Origin of the sequence: Lactobacillus psittaci DSM 15354, from assembly GCF_000425905.1 — a bacterium.
In the GTDB taxonomy this organism is placed as follows: Bacteria; Bacillota; Bacilli; order Lactobacillales; family Lactobacillaceae; genus Lactobacillus; species Lactobacillus psittaci.
This window is the reverse complement of record NZ_KE384473.1, coordinates 285,604-305,845: the sequence shown is the minus strand read 5'-3', so window position 1 is coordinate 305,845 and position 20,242 is coordinate 285,604. Positions and strand designations below refer to the sequence as shown.

At 36.4% G+C, this 20,242-nt stretch carries 17 protein-coding genes and 1 other RNA gene; 4 read left to right on the top strand and 14 right to left on the bottom strand.

The window, feature by feature from the left end; all coding sequences use genetic code 11:
* Positions 1-245: 245 nt before the first annotated feature.
* Both H628_RS0105595 and H628_RS0105590 read right to left on the bottom strand, forming a co-directional pair.
* Entirely contained in the window at positions 246-1,427 is a 1,182-nt protein-coding gene (locus tag H628_RS0105595) for a pyridoxal phosphate-dependent aminotransferase (RefSeq protein WP_027825569.1), read from the bottom strand.
* A 193-nt stretch (positions 1,428-1,620) separates the two neighbouring features.
* On the bottom strand, positions 1,621-2,655 hold the full coding sequence (locus tag H628_RS0105590; protein WP_027825568.1) for a zinc-binding dehydrogenase: 1,035 nt from the start codon (positions 2,653-2,655) through the stop codon (positions 1,621-1,623).
* Positions 2,656-2,755: 100 nt separating this feature from the next.
* Between H628_RS0105590 and H628_RS0105585 the strand changes: the two genes are divergently transcribed.
* The gene (locus H628_RS0105585; protein ID WP_027825567.1) at positions 2,756-3,199 is read left to right on the top strand and encodes a MerR family transcriptional regulator; all 444 of its coding nucleotides are present in this window, start codon (positions 2,756-2,758) and stop codon (positions 3,197-3,199) included.
* Positions 3,200-3,377: 178 nt separating this feature from the next.
* Here the strand turns inward: H628_RS0105585 and H628_RS07480 are convergent, their stop codons facing one another.
* The 7 genes from H628_RS07480 to H628_RS0105555 form a co-directional block, all read right to left on the bottom strand.
* Complete coding sequence (locus tag H628_RS07480) at positions 3,378-6,905, bottom strand: putative mucin/carbohydrate-binding domain-containing protein (protein WP_051237973.1); 3,528 nt, start codon at positions 6,903-6,905, stop codon at positions 3,378-3,380.
* A gap of 98 nt (positions 6,906-7,003) precedes the next feature.
* Complete coding sequence (gene coaBC, locus H628_RS0105575) at positions 7,004-8,203, bottom strand: bifunctional phosphopantothenoylcysteine decarboxylase/phosphopantothenate--cysteine ligase CoaBC (protein ID WP_027825566.1); 1,200 nt, start codon at positions 8,201-8,203, stop codon at positions 7,004-7,006.
* Positions 8,191-9,435, bottom strand: coding sequence for a metallophosphoesterase (locus H628_RS0105570; protein WP_027825565.1), 1,245 nt, complete (start codon positions 9,433-9,435; stop codon positions 8,191-8,193). Before H628_RS0105570 ends, coaBC begins: the two co-directional genes overlap by 13 nt.
* Positions 9,436-9,461: 26 nt before the next feature.
* Positions 9,462-10,589, bottom strand: coding sequence for a THUMP domain-containing class I SAM-dependent RNA methyltransferase (locus H628_RS0105565; RefSeq protein ID WP_027825564.1), 1,128 nt, complete (start codon positions 10,587-10,589; stop codon positions 9,462-9,464).
* 74 nt (positions 10,590-10,663) lie between these two features.
* An RNA gene (gene rnpB / locus H628_RS07570) (RNase P RNA component class B) lies at positions 10,664-11,031 on the bottom strand.
* Positions 11,032-11,058: 27 nt separating this feature from the next.
* A complete protein-coding gene (locus tag H628_RS0105560; protein ID WP_027825563.1) occupies positions 11,059-11,496 on the bottom strand; it encodes a cell division regulator GpsB in 438 nt (145 codons plus the stop codon).
* Positions 11,497-11,591: 95 nt separating this feature from the next.
* Positions 11,592-12,152 (bottom strand): SLOG family protein, encoded by a 561-nt coding sequence (locus H628_RS0105555; protein ID WP_027825562.1) that lies wholly within the window; start codon positions 12,150-12,152, stop codon positions 11,592-11,594.
* 81 nt (positions 12,153-12,233) lie between these two features.
* Between H628_RS0105555 and recU the strand changes: the two genes are divergently transcribed.
* The 3 genes from recU to H628_RS0105540 are packed head-to-tail and all read left to right on the top strand — an operon-like array spanning position 12,234 to position 15,676.
* Positions 12,234-12,854: a Holliday junction resolvase RecU gene (recU, locus tag H628_RS0105550; RefSeq protein WP_027825561.1), complete on the top strand. Its 621-nt coding sequence runs from the start codon at positions 12,234-12,236 to the stop codon at positions 12,852-12,854.
* 60 nt (positions 12,855-12,914) lie between these two features.
* A complete protein-coding gene (locus H628_RS0105545; RefSeq protein WP_420835720.1) occupies positions 12,915-15,188 on the top strand; it encodes a transglycosylase domain-containing protein in 2,274 nt (757 codons plus the stop codon).
* A gap of 53 nt (positions 15,189-15,241) precedes the next feature.
* Positions 15,242-15,676, top strand: a complete 435-nt coding sequence (locus H628_RS0105540) for a GNAT family N-acetyltransferase (RefSeq protein WP_027825559.1) — start codon at positions 15,242-15,244, stop codon at positions 15,674-15,676.
* Between the two features lie 67 nt (positions 15,677-15,743).
* On the opposite strand, the gene H628_RS0105535 is transcribed toward H628_RS0105540, so the two are convergent.
* The 5 genes from H628_RS0105535 to H628_RS0105515 form a co-directional block, all read right to left on the bottom strand.
* Positions 15,744-16,496: a ribonuclease HII gene (locus H628_RS0105535; protein WP_027825558.1), complete on the bottom strand. Its 753-nt coding sequence runs from the start codon at positions 16,494-16,496 to the stop codon at positions 15,744-15,746.
* On the bottom strand, positions 16,493-17,335 hold the full coding sequence (gene ylqF / locus H628_RS0105530) for a ribosome biogenesis GTPase YlqF (protein WP_027825557.1): 843 nt from the start codon (positions 17,333-17,335) through the stop codon (positions 16,493-16,495). The genes H628_RS0105535 and ylqF overlap by 4 nt, the downstream gene beginning before the upstream one ends.
* Before the next feature lie 87 nt (positions 17,336-17,422).
* Positions 17,423-19,018: a cation:proton antiporter gene (locus H628_RS0105525; RefSeq protein ID WP_027825556.1), complete on the bottom strand. Its 1,596-nt coding sequence runs from the start codon at positions 19,016-19,018 to the stop codon at positions 17,423-17,425.
* Positions 19,019-19,083: 65 nt separating this feature from the next.
* Entirely contained in the window at positions 19,084-19,308 is a 225-nt protein-coding gene (locus H628_RS0105520; protein WP_027825555.1) for a YozE family protein, read from the bottom strand.
* 4 nt (positions 19,309-19,312) lie between these two features.
* Positions 19,313-20,158 carry a DegV family protein gene (locus H628_RS0105515; RefSeq protein WP_027825554.1) on the bottom strand — a complete coding sequence of 282 codons (846 nt, stop codon included), beginning with the start codon at positions 20,156-20,158 and terminating at the stop codon, positions 19,313-19,315.
* Positions 20,159-20,242: the final 84 nt, after the last annotated feature.

The window sequence follows — 20,242 nt, the reverse complement described above, 5'->3', positions numbered from 1 at the left end:
AAAATGACGCCTTATAGCGTCATTTATAAGCGATAGCATCGCTCCACTCATTTTTAAGAAGGAGGTATCAAAATACCCTTAGTTGCTTCAAGCAATAACATACTTATGAGGATTCAAAAAAATCTATACTTCAAAAAGGTCTAGGTGTAAACATTCTAAGAAAGGAAAATCTTGGGTAGTGGTTGCAATCGCTTACACGTTCATTATAGAGCTATTTATAACAAAGTTAAAATAATACACATTGCCTATTTGTAACTCTCAATAAAAGCTTCAATTCGTTCAAATGCTTCTTTAACTCTATCTACATCAGCTGCATAACTAATTCGCAAGTGATTTGGATAACCAAAAGCTTCACCTGGTACAGTTGCTACGCCTGCTTGTTCAAGTAACGCTAAAGCAAAGTTATTCGCTGAATCAAATCCTGTTAAGTTTAAAGCTTCACCTATATCAGGAAAGAAATAGAATGCTCCTTGTGGCTTATCCATTAATTTAAAACCAGTCACATTATCTAGTAATGGTGCTAAAATATTTAATCGCTGTTCATATTCACTACGCATTTTTTCAACGCAAGCTTGATCACCCGTTAAAGCAGCCATTGCTGCATATTGACTAACGGCTGATAGGTTACTAGTTGAGTGACTAAGCAGTGAATTAACGGCCTTTATTATTTCACTATCTCCAGCAATGTAGCCTACTCTCCAGCCCGTCATCGCGTAAGTCTTACTCAGTCCATCAACTAAAATTACGTTTTGACTAATTTCTTCATCTAAATCTAAAAGTGATGTGAATTGTGTTTGATTGTAAACAAGTTTGCCATAGATATCATCAGTAATAATTGTTATCTGACGCTCTGCCGCCCATTTTCCAATCGCTTCTAGTTCTAGACGTGAATAAACCTGGCCAGATGGATTATTAGGTGAATTAATAATTAACATCTTAGTTTTGTGGTGAGTATATTTTTGTAAATCAGCTGGGGTAACTTTTAACCCTTTTTCAGGCTTCACAAAAACAGGCTTAGCCCCTGCTAGCTTGACTTGTTCTCCATATGATACCCAGTAAGGTAAAGGAATTAAGACTTCCTCTTCTGGATTAAGTAAAACTTGTGCTAAAACATACAAGGCATACTTAGCACCAGTAGTAACTGCAATATTTTGATTAGAAAAATGTGTTTTATGTTCTAAATTGATTTTATCGGCAATTTTTTCTTTAAGTTCTGGTAAACCACCAGCTGGAGTGTATGAATCAGTTTTACTTACTTTAATTGCATCAATAGCTGCTTGTCCAATAAATTCTGGAGTGTTGAAGTCGGGTTCTCCAATTGAAAGATTGATGATATCTTTACCTTGCATTGCTAATTCTTTTGCCCGACTTGACAAAGCCATGGTTGCTGAAGGCGTAACTGCTTGAATTCGTTTAGATAGTCTCATTTTCCCACCTCTAATTTAATTGAATTTATTTGTAAAATTATATCATAGCTTCGGGGGAAATATGTCGTTCACAAACTCAACTGACTGTTTTTATTTGTTTTTAATTATTACAACCAAAACATCTCCTACTTTCTATTATCTGTTCAAATAAAAAGGCACTTGGTAAAGATGCCAAGTGTCGTTTAGTTATCTTTTAAAATACTAAAAGTGACTTAATTGCCTTTCTTTGATCCATTACTTCATAGGCTTTTTGGATATCATCAAGTTTAAATTGGGCTGTAAAAACGCGACCTGGATTAATTTCGTGTTTTAATACTGCATCAAGTAAATACTTTCTATCCCAAGTAGTCACTGATGCCGGCCCACCTTGGACTCCCAAGTTACCAAAAAATAACTGATTGGAATTCAATTTTTCATCATGTGGCACACCCACACGGCCAATCATTGCGCCGGCGCGAGCAACCTTAACAGCTGTATCCATAGACAATTCACTACCAACACATTCTAAAACTGCGTCAGCACCTGCTCCATTTGTTAAAGCGCGGATTTGCTTAACACCTTCATCACCGCGAACAGCCACATTATCAGTTGCCCCAAATTCACGAGCCAAAGCTTCTCTATCTTTGTAGCGACTAGTCGCAATAATTTTCTTAGCACCTAAAAACTTAGCGCTTAAAATAGCACACAAGCCAACAGCTCCATCACCTAAAACTACAACTGTATCACCCTTTTTTACTCTAGCCATTTTAGCTGCATGAAAGCCCGTTGGCATTACATCAGCTAAAGTTTGAAAACTAGCAAGCTCTTCATCAGTATAATCTTCTGGCTTGCCTGGAATCTTCACGAGTCCCCAATTAGCATTGTTGTATTCAAAATATTCAGCTTGGAAATGATTATTAAATGGGACTGGGTTATTTTGACATTCACCTTCAAAACCTGCAAGGCAAGCTGGACAATGCCCACAACCATGAACAAAAGGCGCAATTACAAAATCTCCTGGCTTAACATTTTTTACTGCTGGGCCCACTTTTTCAACTATTCCAATTGCTTCATGGCCAGTAACTTTCCCCGGCTCTTCTTGATCAATTCCTCTAAAAAACCACAAGTCACTTCCGCAAACACTAGCTCTAACTGTTCTAATAATCGTGCTATTCTCAAAATTTAATTCAGGCATTGCCTTTTCGACAACTTCCATTTGTCCTTTTTCTTTAAAAATTGCTGCTTTCATCAATAAACCTCCTAATTTGCAAAATCTCAAAGTTCTTGTTATTATCGTAATACCTAAACCTAACTTTAGGTCAAGTAAAAATATTTTTGGAGGTTAATGAATGTATTCAATTGGACAAATAGCTAAAATGTTTGATCTGCCAATTTCCACTTTACGATACTATGACAAAGAGGGCCTCTTCCCTGATATGCAAAGAAAAGGCAATCAACGTATTTTTACTGATCGTGAACTTGAATGTTTACGGGTAATTGCTTGTTTAAAAAAATCGGGTCTTGAAATCAAAGATATTAAGCAATACTTCGTTTGGTGCCGTGAAGGAAGTTCAACTTATAAATTTCGACAAGACATGTTCAATAAGCAGCGCCAAGAAATTGAGAATGAAATTAAACAGCTTCAAGCAACTAAAGCCATGCTAGATTTTAAATGCTGGTATTATGATCAACTTCTTAACCAAAATGTCAAAGATGAAGCCGAATTGCAAAGTAAGATTGACCTAGGAGAAATGCCAACAACAGTTAAAAAAGCTTATGAATTAAGTCATTAATTAAAAATATTCTGTTATTATTTTAGACTTTTGTATAAAGCTAATACCATAATTTAGTAACTTTAGCAGCTGAACACCTCTCAGACTGCTATATAGTTAGGGCTCCACATAAGGAGCCTTTTTATATACAAAAAAGCCTTCAGCTTAAACTTAAGCTAAAGCCTTTACATAACCAAAATTATTTTAAGCGTAAGTAATCTGCTGGTACCCATTGACTTTGAGTTCCCAAGCGGTACATTAAGCGCCCCTTGATTACTTTTTTGGCAAAGATCTTCCAACTGCTGTTAGTTGGAATGTATTGACCTGTGTAATGACCATTGCCATCAAGTAAAGCTATCTTCCAGTTTGGGTTATTGTTAATAATTGGAGCATAGCCTACCGCTGTCATTAGAATTTCAATATCTACAATTGGATGTTCACCAACTAGAACATAGTCTGCTGGTACCCACTGCTTGTCGGTACCTAAACGGTAGTAAAGTTTGCCATTAATCATCTTTTTAGCGAAGACTTTCCAGTTACTATTGGTTGAAATGAATAAACCGCTGTAGTGACCATTGCCATCAAGTAAAGCTATCTTCCAGTTAGGATTGTGGTTGATGATTGGAACATATACTACACCTGAGTAACTTTGCTCAGAATTATCAATTGAACCACCTGCTGTTGAGCTGCTTTGATTTGGCTTCGTTGTTTCAACTGGCTTACTTGAACTTAGTGTACTACTTTCACCTGGCTTCATTGTTTCAGCTGGCTTACTTGGACTTGGCTTCGTTGGCTCAACTGGCTTACTTGCACTCGTTATGCTGCCTTCACTTGGCTTCGTTGGCTCAGCTGGCTTACTTGAACTTGTCGTACTGCCTTCACTTGGCTTCGTTGTTTCTTCTGGCTTACTTGGACTTGTCGTACTGCTTTGACTTGGCTTCGTTGGCTCAGCTGGCTTACTTGGACTTGTCGTACTACCTTCACTTGGTTTCGTTGTTTCAACCGGCTTATTACCAGCTACAACAGTATTTGAAGCAGCAATTGTCGTTTGCGTACCATCATTAAAAGTAACTGCAGCTTGACCGTCATCACCTACAACAACGCTCTTAATATCTTTATCAGGATTTGCAGCTAAAATTGCTTGGACTACCTTAGCTTTTTCACTATCAGTTAGTTTGGTTACATCCCCAACAGTAATCGGACTAATTTGATTTAGACTTTGGCTATTATCACTAGCCTTCTTAACCGTCACCACATCCCCAGCAGGCAAACTTGTTTGCGTACCATCTTCATAAGTAACAACAGTTTGCCCATTATCTGCAACTTCAATGCTTTTAATGTGACTATTTCCATTGGTTGCTAAAATGTTTGCCTTAACGCTAGCTTTTTCCGCATCAGTCAAGGCACTTACATTTACAACTGCTACCTTATCAAAGGCATTAAGACTAGTTTCATTCTCTTTTTTAGCATCAACAGTAGCTGTTCCTGTAAAAGTTAACGAACTAGTTTGATTGTCATCTTTAACGTATAAGTATGGATCGTTGATACTTGCTCCTGGTGTTTGCAAAGTTAAGAAGTAAATTCCATTTGGCAATTCACCTAAGTCAGTTTTAACACTTGTAAGTACAACAGACTTAACAAGTGTTGATCCATCCTTAACTAATAAGGTATTGCCCTTAACTTTGGCAAGCTCACTTTCATCAAGTTGTAAATATACATGTGACTTAAGGTTGGCCTTGGCAAGAGTAGCGTTAGTCACAGCCATTGCACGAGTAGCTAACAAGTTATCCCCTTGTCCCAACGTATCAAGAAGCTCCTTAAACTTAGCTTGATTTGTCAAAAATGAATCAGGCAATACTTGATAGAGCATGGCGATAGCTGGCAATTTTTCAGCATTAGCAACAGCATCACTATCTAATGGTAAGTTAACTAGGTTAAGATATGGCACAATATTTAAATGATATTGCCGAATGTAAAAGCGTAACCAATCATTACCCATTTGATCATGCTTAAGTCCCTGTTTTACTAAGTCATTATAAAAAGCATTAAACTTTTTAAAAGCATTTGATCCTTCAAGATTGTAAGCTAAGTTAAGCCACCAGTATAATCGTGTATGGTAGTACAGATCATTAAACTTGAGTTTTTTGTTAAATTCACTAATTACTTGATTAGTTTCTCTCCATTCGTTACCTGCATAAATCCAAGTCCCACCATTTTGTTTAAACATTTCTGGATAATAGGTCATTTGGAAAAGTGTAGCGTAGATGTTATTAAAACTTTCTGGGGTATACATATCGCTGGCATGTAAATCATAACCGTGTCCAATTTCATGATATACTAACCAATTTGGATTCAAAAATGCACTGACACTTTTACCATTTTGAGCAGTAACATTTTGAGCATTATAATATCCAACTCCCACACCATTAGCATCTGGCACAATCAAATACCGCGCCTTAGTATGGTCAGTCAAGCTCTTATTAGTATATGAATCAGCTAAGTTGTTGTAAAATGGGAAGATTTTATCATCATACATTGAAATAACAGTATCAAGATTTAGCTTGGCGACGCGATTAATATCTGTTTGTGGCAAAACAATTTGGAAGTTGTTGCCACTTACTAATGCAAAACTAGTCTTTTCATTATCCCAATTTTTAACAAATTCTGCTTGATTTTGCCCACGAGTATAAACTGGTAAATTCTTAGCACTACCACTGACAATTTGCCATTCAATCTCTGGCTGGATAGCTAAATCTGTTCCAGTTCGGGTCTTTTCAGTCCACAAAAATGGGATTTGATCACCCTTAGCAGTAATTTCCATCCAGTTGTTATTAATATACTTAACCTGATAATTCCAGTTGGTGTTACCGATCATCTTAATTGAACAAGGTAACTTATAATTTGGATTAACTTGTCTTACGCGAATAGTAGCACCATTACTTAAAATGCAACCTAGAGCTTGAACATCTTGATTAGTCCCCATTACACGACCAGTATCAACTGTATCTGTTTGCTTAGGTAAAATATAACCTGTATAAGTATGTGACTCATTAACAGCTAAGGTATCGCTATTAACAACATTCGTAAATTTAGCTTGAATTGCGCTAAGCTTACTTTGCAAGTTAGCCTTAATATCGCTAGCTAAACTAGTATCACCCTCAAGTCCATTTTTAACATTATCAATTTGTGCTTGTGTTAAACCAAAAGCCAAATTTCCCTGCTTATCAGTTAGATTTCGAATTTGATTTTCATAGTACAACTGATCCGTAATATTACTTACTTGACCATTATTGTAAGTAAAAGTAAAGGTCTTAGTTGAAACATTTGCCTTAGCTAGATTAGTTAATGCCAATCTAGTGGGTTCAGCATGATAAATAACAATTTGATCACCATTTTGTAAATTGAAGGTGGTATTTACCTTATAGTTTTTACTCCCAATAAATTCTTGATTAAATACATTTTGATTATTACGCTTAACTGTAACTTGAGCATAAAGCTTATTGTTAAAATATGAATGTGGCATACCTTGGGCTGAGATAGTTAATTGCCCGGAATTACTTATCTTTACATCCGCAAACTTAATATCGCCTAATCCCTTAAAAGTCCAATCATAAGCAACTTTTGTTTCAATCGCAGCATATGATGTAGTTTTGGGCATTTGATTAACTACACCCAAACTTAAAATAGTAGCTGCTGCTAATGAAGTATATAAATTTTTCTTTTTCATGATATTCCTCTAAAATAATTACCAAGCTGTCTCTTCGATTGTACCACTTAATACATATAGGTAATAGCTGATAAAAATTAAAAAACAACTAGTCGCTACTAGTTGTTTTTTGTAATTTTTTGACTTATTTTTTTAACCAATTTTTCAGCAATTGCCTCTTTACTCATCTTTGGCCAAGGCTCCACTTCTTGTCCTTTTTGTAAAAGATAAACTTGGTTATTGTCACTGCCAAAGACACCTTTACTTACATCATTAGCAATGATGATATCTGCATGCTTGCGCTCAAGTTTACTTGCTGCATTTTCAAGTAAATTCTCAGTTTCTGCTGCAAAACCAACAACAAGCTGATGCTGTTTCTTTAGTCCCATTGTTTGCAAAATATCTGGAGTTTCAGTAAAAGTAAGCGTCAAAGTGGTTTGATTGGGCTGTTTCTTAATTTTTTGGTCAAAACTTGATTGCAATTTAAAATCGGCTGGTGCTGCTGCCATAACTAAGCAATCACTCCCATCAAATAATTGGTCAACTTGCTTAAGCATATCTTCAGTTGAAATAACATGATGCAGATTGATTAGCTTATTTTCAGGTACTGCAGTAGTAATATTGCCTACAACTAAATCTACATTTGCCCCTGCTTTGGCAAAAGCTGTTGCAATTGCAATTCCCATCTTGCCACTAGAACTATTACCCAGATATCGCACAGGATCGACTGCTTCGCGAGTTCCACCAGCAGTGACAATTACGCGTTTGCCACTTAAAGTTTGTTTACCTTCTAGCTGCTCTAAGATAAAGTCGCTAATCTCAGCTGGTTCTGGCATTCTACCTTTACCGGCATAGCCTTCTGCCAGCATCCCTACAGCTGGTTCTAAAACTTTAACCCCATCTTTTCTTAACATGGTCAAATTTCTTTGCACTGCAGGATTTGACCACATATGATTATTCATTGCGGGTACAACTATTTTAGAACAAGCAGTTGCAAGTATTGCCGTACTTGCTGCATCATCTGCTATGCCTAGCGCCATTTTTGCCAAAAAGTTAGCCGTTGCTGGAACAACGACAGCTAAGTCGGTCCAATCTGCTAATTCAATATGCGCAACTTTTGCTTCATTTTCACTATTCCATAAGTCATCAAGTACTGGCGCCTTAGTCAAGACTGCCAAAGTCTGCTTCGTCACAAACTTTTCGGCATTCTTTGTCATGACCACTCGCACTTGATGGCCTGATCTTTGTAAATTTCTGACTACAGTGATTGCCTTATAACTTGCAATCCCGCCTGTAAGATAAACTGCTATTCTAGCCATTTATTTTCCCATTTAATTTCTAAATTCCAATTATCATGATTAACAATTAAAGAATCGATGTAGCCTTTTAATTTTGGCCGGACTTCAATTGATCGACGATATTCTTCTGAATTTATAATTTCAGCCTTAGTTTTACCGCCTTTACCAACAAAGTAATCCCAGTGCATATCACCTAAAAAACGGGCAATCTTATGCTTTTCCTCATCACTTAATTCCATATTATCTAAATAACGTAAGTGGTAGCGATTATTTTTCTCAAATAAGTCCCACAGGTATTGCCGATAATTATTCAAATGACCATGCTTTTCAGCTGGTGCAAGATAATCATCCATGTTAAAGCTATGACGATGGTATGTTAATTTATCATTACTTAAACTAATCTCACCATAACCCTGATCTGTTGAACTAAAACATGAAGTAACGACTTCATAGGCTGTACAATCAGCTTCTTTAACAATACTTTGAGCATGAATATGCCCTGAAAAAACAGCCTGAACATTATACTTATTAAATAAACGCTTAACTTGACTTGCATTATCCAAGACAAAATTGTGATAAATCACCGCATTATGACGATACAAATTATGGTGCATAAAAAAGAGCACATGCTGATGATTTGACTCAGCTTCAATAATTTCACCTTCAATAAAAGCCAATTCTTCATCATCAATTTGTCCATGAGTATTCGGATGAGTTAAAGAATATTCCATCGGATAAATATTAGAATCCGCTAAAATCAGACGATATTTGGGGCTTAAATTTACACTATATGCCAGTGAACTTCCATCTTCTCTAGCGGCATAACGATAACTGCTATCATAGAAAATCTCTTTAAAATCCTGCGGACTAACTTGATCAGTTCGGTATTGGACATCTTCTTTAAATTTTCTCGCCCAGCCATCGTAAATATCATGATTACCTGGTAAAACAAGCAACTTAATCCCTTGACGCTTCAATGGAGCAAAAATTTCCGCAAATCTTTGTAAGGATAATCTTTCACCATTAAAGGTAATATCACCAGTTACAACCACAACATCAGGATGTTTTTCCAAGACTTTTCTCGTAAAAGCAAGTAAAGCCTTTTGTTGATAGTGTAAGTCCTTACCAACACTAGTATCTTGCATCTTTTTAAATGCCCAGCCCTTGTCATGCAGTTCATTTGCAATTAAGTGGGTATCACTAAGCACCCAAATTTTAGGATTCTCTTTTTCGGTTAGAACATTCTTTAACATTTCCCGTCACTTTTTTCATTCAGAAATCATCGTTTGTTTGCCCAGAATTGGTAAAAATCAACTCTTAGGTTACCATTGAATAATTTACGCTTCTTGGTAGCCTTTTGTCCAAAGAATTTTTCAAATTCTGGATCACTTGTTAAATAATATTGACTAAAATCGTGATAACTTCCCAAAACTTCGCCCATTTCTTGATATAACTTATGAGCTCCTTCACGATCTTTTAATCTTTTACCATAAGGTGGGTTTGAAATAATAATACCGTTTTCAAGGTCAGTCTTAAAGTCCTTCACCGCAACTTGTTTAAATTTAATATCTTGTAAGACTCCCGCATTATGAGCATTTAGCTTAGCATATTCAAGCACACTTTGATCAATGTCACTAGCCCAGATATCACTTTCAAGGGGTTTGATTTGGGCCTGAGCATCTTCAACTCCTGCTTGATGCAAGTTTTTGTCAAACCAGTCAAAGCCATCAAAGCTGAATTCACGCTTTAAACCAGGTGCCACATTTTTTGCAATTAAAGCTGCTTCAATTGGTAAAGTCCCAGAACCGCACATTGGATCAATCAAAGGGTGCGTCCCATTAAATGGCGTTAATTCGAGCAGTCCCGCTGCAAAGGTTTCTTTTAAAGGTGCTCCCCCATGCTCTACTCTATAGCCACGTTTAAATAAGCTAGCTCCAGTAGTATCAAGTGATAAGCGGGCAACATCTTTATAAATATGAATATCTAATGGGAAGGTATTTCCACTTTCAGGTAAAAAGCCGCGACGATGATACTCGTTAACCATCTTATCAACGATTGCCTTTTTGACGATTGATTGGACATCAGGTTCAGAGTGTAACTTACTTCTAACTGCTCGTCCTTGAACTGGGAAACATGCATCAACTGGTAATAACATTGCCCAATCGAAAGCATAAACTTCATCATAAAGTTGTTCAAAGCTATATGCCTTAAACTCCTTTAATAAAATTTTGATTCGGTCGGCACTTCTAAGCCACAAGTTAGTTTTGACAATATCAGCTTGACTGCCTTCAAAAAATACTCGACCATTTTCATTTCTAGTTTTGTAGCCTAAGTTTTTTAATTCTTTGCTGACAACACTTTCAAAGCCAGCACCCATTGTTGCATAAAGAGTATATTTTTCTGTCATAGTTTTCTTTCTTTTAAATTAATTATTGCCATAAAAAAAGTTGAGCCCCTAAAGACTCAACTAGCTTTGCAAATTTCTATAAGCCACGTTCTGTTCCAGCAGCAGTTAGCCAAGCTACTGCCTTTAGCAATCATCTATCTTCAAAAAATGATCTCGCCTTTAGTTCAATTCCTTAGACGAAGACGCCCCTACCAAGTTTGGGTTGCCCGCTCGCAGGGTTTACCTCGTTCCACCAAATCGGTTTCCCGACTTGCTACGTCACTGTGGCACTTTCCAGGATATTAACACATAGCCAAAAGGCCTTAGTGCTTTTTCCGCCATAATAATGCTGATGCATTATCCTCCAGCTTATTGGGCTGAATACGATCACTACGAGCATCGCAGCTCGTGCGGGCGTGGACTTTCCTCAGCTAACAATAGTTAACCGCGATTGCTCAAAATTTGCATCGAATACAATTATAACAAAAGCTTATTGATTTTGCATACCATAAACGCGTTGTTCAAGGTTATAAACTTTTCTTTCCAGACTAGATACCCGTTGAATTAGTTCCATATTGGTACTAATTTCGTTAGTTTGAACTGGATTATTGAATGAATGAGTCGGATTATAAGTTTTTACATCATCGTCAAATTGGTTGAAATTATTAGCTGGAATTGTTGGAGCCGGCTCACTATTAGTGGCGGTAGCTCTTACACTATCAGTGCGTTGGCTTTCTAGCAATTCTCTTTGCAATTTACCAATTTTTCCATATAAATCTTCAATAATACTGTTATAAGTTTCGTAATCAGAGATTATTTGATCAAGAAAATGATCAACTTCATCGGTGTCATATCCTTTCATCTTATGAGCAAATTGCTTTTTTAAGATGTCTTGGGATGATAACTTAATATCTTTTAAATCTGCCATCTATGACAACTCCTTTGTCTTTTTTATTTTATCAAAAAATTCGCTCAGAGAAAAATTAATCTGCTAAAGCTTAGCTTCTTTTTAAGATTTCTATTCTAGTTTTGATAGCGACGATTTTCTTCATATTCATTAGCTGCATCTTGTAAGCTATAAAAATCAATCAAATCTAAATCATAATCTTTTTGTTCTTGATACTTTAAAATTAATTCATAATCATACTTTGGCTTTCCTGGCTTTTCTGGATCATAAATCATTAATGCACTATCGGTATGTTCAATCATAAAGTTTTGATAATTGCGCAATTGAACTGGGCTTTGATAAGGGCGATTTGAAGTTGCACCATAAAAGTCGACTTGCTCTTGCAAGTTATAAAGCCTTGCCTGGTTTTCTTCGTTCCAGCGCTTTGAAAATTCCTGATAAGGCGCCATCAGCGATGTATGGATGGGATAATCTTTTTGTAATTCTATTGCTTCTTCTAGTGCCCACTGCTCGACGCCTAAATTAGGACCGCTAATTACCCAATCCAATTCACCATCTTCAAGTAACTGTTTTAATTTACGATTTAAACAATACTTAATAACTGTAATTTTCGGATCTTTTGGACTGAAAACACCTAATTCATAGGAACGATAGCCAGTAATCCAAAGTCTTTTCATTGTTTTCTACCTCACTTAGCATTAACTATACTACTTTATGGTCCTTTTTTGCTATAATCATTAGCAGGGAGTGAAGAAAAGTTGGTAAAATATCCTTCTGGCTCCAAGGCTGCTATTTCTGGAGAAGTTTATATTCCTAAGAAAAAGAGCCACCGAGCAAAAAAAGCAGTCAATTTCTCTGATCGTGGAATGACTTTAGAAGAGCAAATCAATGAATCCAATGCTTACTATCTTGAGCAAGGTCTTTGTGTTGTTCACAAAAAGCCAACTCCAATTCAGATTGTTAAAGTTGATTACCCTAAACGTTCAAGAGCCGTAATTCGTGAAGCTTATTTTAGACAAGCTTCCACTACTGACTACAATGGCGTATATCAGGGTTATTATTTGGACTTTGAAGCTAAAGAGACAAAGAATAAGCGCTCTTTTCCTTTGAAGAACTTTCATGATCACCAGATTATCCATCTTTCTCGCTGTTTAAAACAGGATGGCATCTGCTTTACAATCATTCGTTTTTCTAGCTTGAACCGGTACTTTGTGACCCCAGCTAGCTTTGTAATTAAGTGTTATCAAAATCCAGATAAAAGTAGCATCACTTTAAAGGAAATTGAAGCAATTTCATATGAGATTAAATCTGGCTTTCGTCCTACCCTCCCTTATTTGGAAGCCATTGATAAATTTATTGCAGATAGGAGCAAAAGCTAAATGGCAGAATATAATTCTAGTTCAGCAAAAGATAATTCTACAAGGCCTACCCGCACTAGTATGAGACGCGGAAAAAAGCCGGCAAAGAAAAAGACTTGGGTTCAAGTCTTTAAATGGATATCGATTGCTGTGTTACTAATCTTGGTCTCTGGCGTCGGGCTTTTCGCTTATTATGCCAAAGATGCACCTAGCATCAGTCAAAGTCAACTTCAAAGCGGAGGAACAAGTAGTTTATATACTAATGACGGCAAATTCTTACTTTCATTAGGATCTGAAAAAAGAACTTATGTCAAAAGTAATGAAATTCCGCAACAATTAAAGGATGCTGTTATTTCAGTTGAAGATAAGCGCTTTTATTCTGAAAACTTGGGAATTGACCCAATCAGAATTGTCGGCTCAATCCTTTCAAACGCTAAAGCTAGTGGAATTGCAGCTGGTGGTTCAAGTATCACCCAACAATTAGTTAAGTTAACAGTCTTTTCAACTGCAGCTTCACAAAGAACCCTTAAGCGTAAAGCTCAAGAGGCTTGGCTAGCAATTAAGGTTGAACATGACTACACTAAGGAACAAATTTTAGAGTTCTATATTAATAAGGTATATATGAATTATGGTAACTATGGTATGGGGACTGCAGCTAGTTACTATTATGGTAAATCACTTAAAGATCTTGACTTAGCTCAAATCGCCTTAATTGCAGGGATGCCAAACGCCCCCGTTGCATATGATCCATATACCTACCCTAAGGCTGCTAAATACCGCCGAGATATTGTCCTCCAAGCAATGTATGCTAACGGTAAAATTACTAAAAGCCAAATGATTGCAGCCAAAAACGAATCTATCACCAACGGACTTAAGACTCACCAATCAAGTAGTGAATCTAACTTACGAAAGATTGATGACCCATATATTAAAGAAGCAATTAGTGAAGTTAAGCAAAAAGGCTATGATCCATATAATGATAATTTAAAAATCACTGTTAATATTGATCAAGATGCCCAAAACAAGCTTTACGAATTGGCTAATAACAGTAGTTCAATTCCATTTTCTTCAAGTAAAATGCAAGTTGGTGCAACTGTTGTTGATCCAACTAATGGTCACGTAGTTGCAATCATTGGTGGCCGTAATTTACCTTCAGTTCAATTAGGATTAGACCGTGCTGTTCAAACCGGTCGTTCTACTGGTTCTACAATTAAGCCGGTACTTGATTATGCGCCAGCAATTGAATATCTTAACTGGTCAACTGCTCACTACCTTGAAGATACCAAATATGTTTACCCAGGAACTAATATCCAACTTTATGACTGGGATAATAGTTATTTAGGTAAAATGACCATGCGCTATGCCTTAGAGCAATCGAGAAATGTTCCAGCTGTTAAGACTTTAGCTAAAGTTGGCCTTAAGAAAGCTGCCCTCTTTGCTAGAAAAGCCGGTATTAATGTTGACTCTAATTCCGGCCTTTCAGTTGCAATTGGTGCAAATGCTTCCTCACTGCAAATGGCTGGTGCATTTGGTGCATTTTCAACTGGTGGGATTTATCATAAGCCTCAATTTGTTTCAAAAATCGAAACTGCAGATGGTGTAATTCACTCATATGATTCTACTGGAACTCGCATTATGAAAAAATCAACAGCTTACATGATTACCGACATGTTAAAGGGAGTTTTAACTAGTGGTTCTGGTACCATGGCTAAGACAGGACTTCATGAAGCCGGTAAAACTGGGACTGTTAAATATTCAGACGAAGAATTAGTTAAGTATCCTAGTTATGCTTCAACACCAAAGGATTCATGGTTTGTGGGATATACTAAGAAGTATTCTATTGGTGTTTGGACTGGATATGACAACTTGAGTGATGGAACAATAAGTGGTCAAGGACAATATGCTGCTCAATTACTTTACAAGTATATGATGAAGTATTTGATGCAAGACAAGACAAATAGCAACTGGAAAAAGCCAAGTACTGTTGTTAAGCGAAGAATTGTTAAAAACAGTGATCCACTAGAAGTTGCTTCACCTGGTCAATCAAACTATACTACTGAATTATTTGTCAAAGGTCACGCCCCTTCTAGTCCATATTCTGATTCTGACTATGACAGTGATGATGAAAAAGTAACTAGTTCAAAAACTTATTCAGCATCTAGTTCAAGCGATGAAGAAGATGGTGATGGCTCAACTAACCAATCTAGCTCAAGTCAATCAAGCAGTAACAATAACGGTGGAAATGGTGATGATAGTAGTACTAGTCAAAACAATACTAATACTACCGATAACCAAAATAACAACAATACCGGCAACAATAATACAAATAACACTAATAATAACAATAACCATTAACTCTTAAGCAGATAGTTTTCATTAACTATCTGCTTTTTAGAAAGGGAAATTTGATGTTTATCAAAATAAGTAAAGATTTAAATTCCAAATTATATCAAGACTGTCTAAATCTAAGAAAAGAAGTCTTTATTAAAGAACAAGGTGTTCCACCTGAACTCGAAGTTGAAAGTCAAACTGATGAACAGGCCCTTTACTTTGGTGGCTATCTTGATAATCAACTAGTAAGTTGCGCCCGCGTCAAACTTGAAGACGACAAGACCTGGCATATTCAGCGTGTTGCCACTAAAAAGAATTTTAGAGGCCGTGGTTTAGCAAAAGAGTTATTTAATAAAATTGACGCTGAAGCTAAAAAGCGTTGCATTACTACCCTAACTTTAGATGCCCAAGATCAAGCTCAAGGCTTTTACTTAAAACTAGGCTATAAGGTAGTTGGTCAAGGTTTTATGGATGCTGGTATTCCCCACCACAGAATGTACAAAGAAATATAGCTTTACATAATTTTATTTATGGATATAAAAAAAGGAGCACAACGTCAAAAGTTGTACTCCTTTTATTTTACTTATCAAATTCACTTACTGGTGCAAAACTACGGCGATGAATTGGAGTTGCTCCGAATTCTTTAAGGGCTGCCAAATGCTTAGCAGTTCCATAACCAGCATTATGTTCAAAATCATATTGCGGATAAATCTTCGCATAATCATTCATCAATTCATCCCTAAAGACTTTGGCCACAATTGAAGCCGCTGCAATTGAATTAGACTTACTATCTCCCTTAATAAGTTCAATTTGCTTAATATCAATTGGCACTTTCATTGCGTCGACTAAAAGTAAATCTGGCTTTACCGCCAGATTTTTAACGGCTTGTGCCATTGCTACCCGGTCTGCTTCATAAATATTAATCTCATCAATTAAGGCGGGACTACCGACACCAATTCCGACTGCAACTGCCTGATCTAAAATTTTTGGATATAGTTCTAGACGTTTTTGTGGACTTAACTTCTTTGAGTCATTAACATCAATCAAATCAAAACTATCATCTAAAACAACTGCTGCTGTAACTACGGGCCCTGCAAGTGGTCCTCGACCAACTTCATCAACTCCAGCGACAATACTGCCGTTTGCCCAAGCTTTTTTTTCATAGCTAAAGCGAGCCATAAATTCAGCCTTTTTTTGCGCTAGCTTGGCTTGTTTACGCTGATAACTTGCCAGTAATGCCTGAACACCTTTACGTTCATCTTTTGCTAATTCTGCTAGCTGCTCAGCTGTCACACCAGCTGCTAGCATTTCCTTTATTTCTTTGATACTCATGCGTCAACTTTTTCTAAATTAATCTTACCTAATCTACCTTTACGTAATTGATTTAATAAAAACATACTCATGCGATCATAATCATCCCGCATCCCATATTTTTTAGTCATTTCAAGCAATAATTCAGGTAGTGGCAAGTTGACTACGTCAGCTTCTGGTAAACGACTAAACTCCACTAAGTTCTTGAGATAATTTTGCCGTAAATAATCCATCACAAACAAAGCTACATCATCAGCATGAAAAACACTTTCTTTAATAGCACCAAGAGCAGCTAAGCGATAGCCAACTTTCTGATCTTCAAACTTCGGCCAAAGAATTCCGGGAGTATCCAGAATTTGGACATTTTGGCTCGTCTTAAGCCAAGTCTGTCCCTTAGTAACACCAGGACGGTCCCCTACAATTGCAACATTACGACCAACTAGACGGTTAATAATCGTTGACTTACCACAATTTGGAATCCCCACCAGCGAAATTCTAATTGTCGGATTACTTGCACCTTTTGCTTCTAGTTTTTTCGTTTTTTCCCTAGCAGCCTCTTTAATTAAATTAAACAACTTATCCATATTAGTTTTATGTTGCGCATCTAAGCTAATCACAAACTTGCCTTCGCTAGCCAAATATTCGCTCCACTTTTTCACTTCTTGTGGATCAGCTAAATCACTTTTATTCAAGATAATAATATGTGGCTTACTACCAACCAAGTCACTAATCAAAGGGTTTCTGGAAGAAACTGGGATTCTAGCATCAACAACTTCAACAATCACATCAAGCAAGTTAAGTTTATCCTCTAATTGATTGCGGGCCTTATTCATGTGGCCAGGATACCATTGAATTGCCATATAAAAATCCTTTCTACTTCTGTATAATGCTTTATTAATTATAGCATGAATTCAATGTAAGCAAAAAAGGCACTCGAAAGCGCCTTTTTAATCTGCTTTTGTTCCTAAAAATAAAATTTCTGCTAATAGGGTCTCACGATAAACTTTCAAAAATGCTTCACGATACTCTTGCTCACTTTGGGCAATTTGACCTAAATAATTGCGCTCTAATCTAAAAGCATAGCGATAAACTTCATCACGAAATTCACGTTCATGTGGCTTTAAATCAGGCCTCCGCACAGTTTTACTTAATTCTTTTGAGTAGTCCTTAATTGAAACCTCATTTAACTGCGACTTCATATCGTAAAGTAATTGCCGTCTAAGTGGTTCTGGCAAGTATATCTTATCTAATTCCTGCATGGCATAATCAACCATATCTTTACGCATCTTCTGCATTTCCTTAACTTGAGCATCATCAGAGACTTCCTTGGTCAAAAGGAAGCGAAAAATGATTGTCGGTACAATCATACTAAGAATAATCAAAGTTGAACTTGCCAGCAAAGCAAAATGAATATCAGATGATTTAAGTGATTCTTCCGTTAAGGTATATGCTAAAGCAAACGTTACTGCCCCGTGAATTCCACCTAAACTAAAGGCCCAGGCCCGTTTTTGATCTTTTCTAAATTCAGTAATAAAGGTATAAAGATAACGAACTAAAACATTAATTACATACAAAAGACTACCGGTAAAAATTGCCAAAATGGTCTGTGAATTGAATATATCTTCTTTTAACAAGCGGACAATTACTAAACCAAGAATTACAAAAACAGCCCCGTTAAGTAATTCAGTAATGACAATACTAAATTGTGAACCAACAAAAACCACTTGAGGATTTGTAAGTTTATTTCGTTGATGTTCCGCATTATGAATCAGCCCTGCAGTTACCACTGTAATTACCCCTGAAATATGCATTTCTTCTGCTAAAAAATAAAGGATAAATGGGGTAAACAGATAAGTTAGTAAAACTGGTGTATTCAAGCTATAGCTACTAGTACTCAAGCTATATGACTTCATCACCTTTTGGCGCACAATACCTAATAAAAATGAACTTAATAAGCCAAAGGCAAGTCCCCCAACTACTGCCCAAATTAAATTACCAATCCCAGCAATAATTTGTAAATCGCGGTGAACATACCAAGTAGTCATGACTGATAACAAAATAATGCCTGAAGCATCATTAAATAAAGATTCATTACGCAAATAATAAGCAACTTTTCTTGGAACGTGAAGTGAATGCGTTACGCTTTCACTTGCTGTTGCATCGGTTGGAGTGGCAATAGCAGCTAAAATAAAGCAAAAAGCTAAATCCATTCCAGTTAAATAATTAAGTGTAAAACCCGAAACCAAAGTTATCAGCAAAATCATGAAGACTGTTAAACCAACTATCGATTTCCAAAAACGTTTAACATAGTATAGCTGAGTACTTTCACCTTCAAAGAATAAAAGTGGTGCAACAATCAATTCCATAAAAACTTCCGACTGAAAGTCTTCAACTAAGTGATTTAAAAATGGGATTACGCCTAAAACAATCCCTAAAATTAAAGCAATATAGTTAACAGAAACCTTCTGTAAATATAATTTTTGTACAACCATCGCTACAGCGGTCGTAAATAAGAGCACCAATGTTGAAATAAATATAGCCAATTAACATCACTTCCCTTTTTACAATTTACAAAAAAATGCCAAGTCTAACAAAACCTGGCATCTACTTACATATTATCTTTATATAATTCGTATGCTTTATCAAAGATAGTCATACTTGGTAAATAACTTGCGTTAAGTTCCAAATAGTCTGACAGCTTCTCATAATCTTGTTCTTGCTTAGGGAATTGCTGATCATGCTGTGCATTATTAGCAAATTCCGCAATTTCATCATGAGAATCTGGATTTCTTTGGGTCATCAAAAAACGATAAAAACTTTCTCGATATGCCATTATCTTACTCCGAATAAAACATTACTGCATATGCCCCGTGTCCAGCGTGGGTAATAATAATTGGACTAGTTTCTTGAATTAAAATCTCTAAGTTAGGATTTACTTCTTTAAATCGCTTGGCCAATGCTTCCATATCATCAGGAGTATCAACATAAGAAATACCAACCTTTTTGACATTTGGCATCTGGCTAAGCTGTTCAACTAAATCATCATCAAACTTCTTAGTGAAGCGCTTGCCACGCCCCTTACCCTTAATTGCTAAATCATCTGGCTTCATTTGTAGATGAATTCTAATATTAAGTAAAGTTGCTACTCGACCAGCTAATGGACCCAAGCGCCCACCCTTAATGATGTTATCTAAGTTTGGAACCATCATTTCAAGGTGCATTTTATTTTTGACTTCTTCTAGATGAGCTAAAATTTTTGATAATTCTAACCCTTTTTCACTATCTTCAGCAGCAGCTAATACTTCATAGCCCATAGCCCGATCAGTAAAACCAGAATCAATAATCGTAATTGGTAAATCTGGCAACATTTCTGCGGCCTGTCTTGCAGCATCAACAGTTCCACTTAAGGCTTTAGCCATGAAGATACCCAAGATTTCACTTCCGTCACTTGCAAGCTCTTTGAGTTTTTCAACAAACAAGCCAACTGGTGGTTGACTAGTCTTTGGTAACTCACTAGCTTCATCCATTTTTTGAATAAAATTCTTACGCGTAATGTCTTTACCATCAACATAAGTCTTATCATCAATCGTAATTGAAAGTGGAATTACAGTTATTTGATGACGCTCAATTTCTTCTGGACTTAGTTGGACAGATGAGTCAGTAATAATTTTAATCTTTGACAAAACTTATGCCTTCCATTCTTTTTTGCTTATTGTATTTTCTTAAAATTTACTATATCGTAAGAAATACAGACAAGCTTTTGTTTA

What these genes read in the sequence shown, in the direction of transcription:
- H628_RS0105595 (WP_027825569.1), bottom strand. Translation starts at nt 1,427, where the DNA reads ATGAGACTATCTAAACGAATTCAAGCAGTTACGCCTTCAGCAACCATG.
- H628_RS0105590 (WP_027825568.1), bottom strand. Translation starts at nt 2,655, where the DNA reads ATGAAAGCAGCAATTTTTAAAGAAAAAGGACAAATGGAAGTTGTCGAA.
- H628_RS0105585 (WP_027825567.1), top strand. Translation starts at nt 2,756, where the DNA reads ATGTATTCAATTGGACAAATAGCTAAAATGTTTGATCTGCCAATTTCC.
- H628_RS07480 (WP_051237973.1), bottom strand. Translation starts at nt 6,905, where the DNA reads ATGAAAAAGAAAAATTTATATACTTCATTAGCAGCAGCTACTATTTTA.
- coaBC (WP_027825566.1), bottom strand. Translation starts at nt 8,203, where the DNA reads ATGGCTAGAATAGCAGTTTATCTTACAGGCGGGATTGCAAGTTATAAG.
- H628_RS0105570 (WP_027825565.1), bottom strand. Translation starts at nt 9,435, where the DNA reads ATGTTAAAGAATGTTCTAACCGAAAAAGAGAATCCTAAAATTTGGGTG.
- H628_RS0105565 (WP_027825564.1), bottom strand. Translation starts at nt 10,589, where the DNA reads ATGACAGAAAAATATACTCTTTATGCAACAATGGGTGCTGGCTTTGAA.
- H628_RS0105560 (WP_027825563.1), bottom strand. Translation starts at nt 11,496, where the DNA reads ATGGCAGATTTAAAAGATATTAAGTTATCATCCCAAGACATCTTAAAA.
- H628_RS0105555 (WP_027825562.1), bottom strand. Translation starts at nt 12,152, where the DNA reads ATGAAAAGACTTTGGATTACTGGCTATCGTTCCTATGAATTAGGTGTT.
- H628_RS0105545 (WP_420835720.1), top strand. Translation starts at nt 12,915, where the DNA reads ATGAGACGCGGAAAAAAGCCGGCAAAGAAAAAGACTTGGGTTCAAGTC.
- H628_RS0105540 (WP_027825559.1), top strand. Translation starts at nt 15,242, where the DNA reads ATGTTTATCAAAATAAGTAAAGATTTAAATTCCAAATTATATCAAGAC.
- H628_RS0105535 (WP_027825558.1), bottom strand. Translation starts at nt 16,496, where the DNA reads ATGAGTATCAAAGAAATAAAGGAAATGCTAGCAGCTGGTGTGACAGCT.
- ylqF (WP_027825557.1), bottom strand. Translation starts at nt 17,335, where the DNA reads ATGGCAATTCAATGGTATCCTGGCCACATGAATAAGGCCCGCAATCAA.
- H628_RS0105520 (WP_027825555.1), bottom strand. Translation starts at nt 19,308, where the DNA reads ATGGCATATCGAGAAAGTTTTTATCGTTTTTTGATGACCCAAAGAAAT.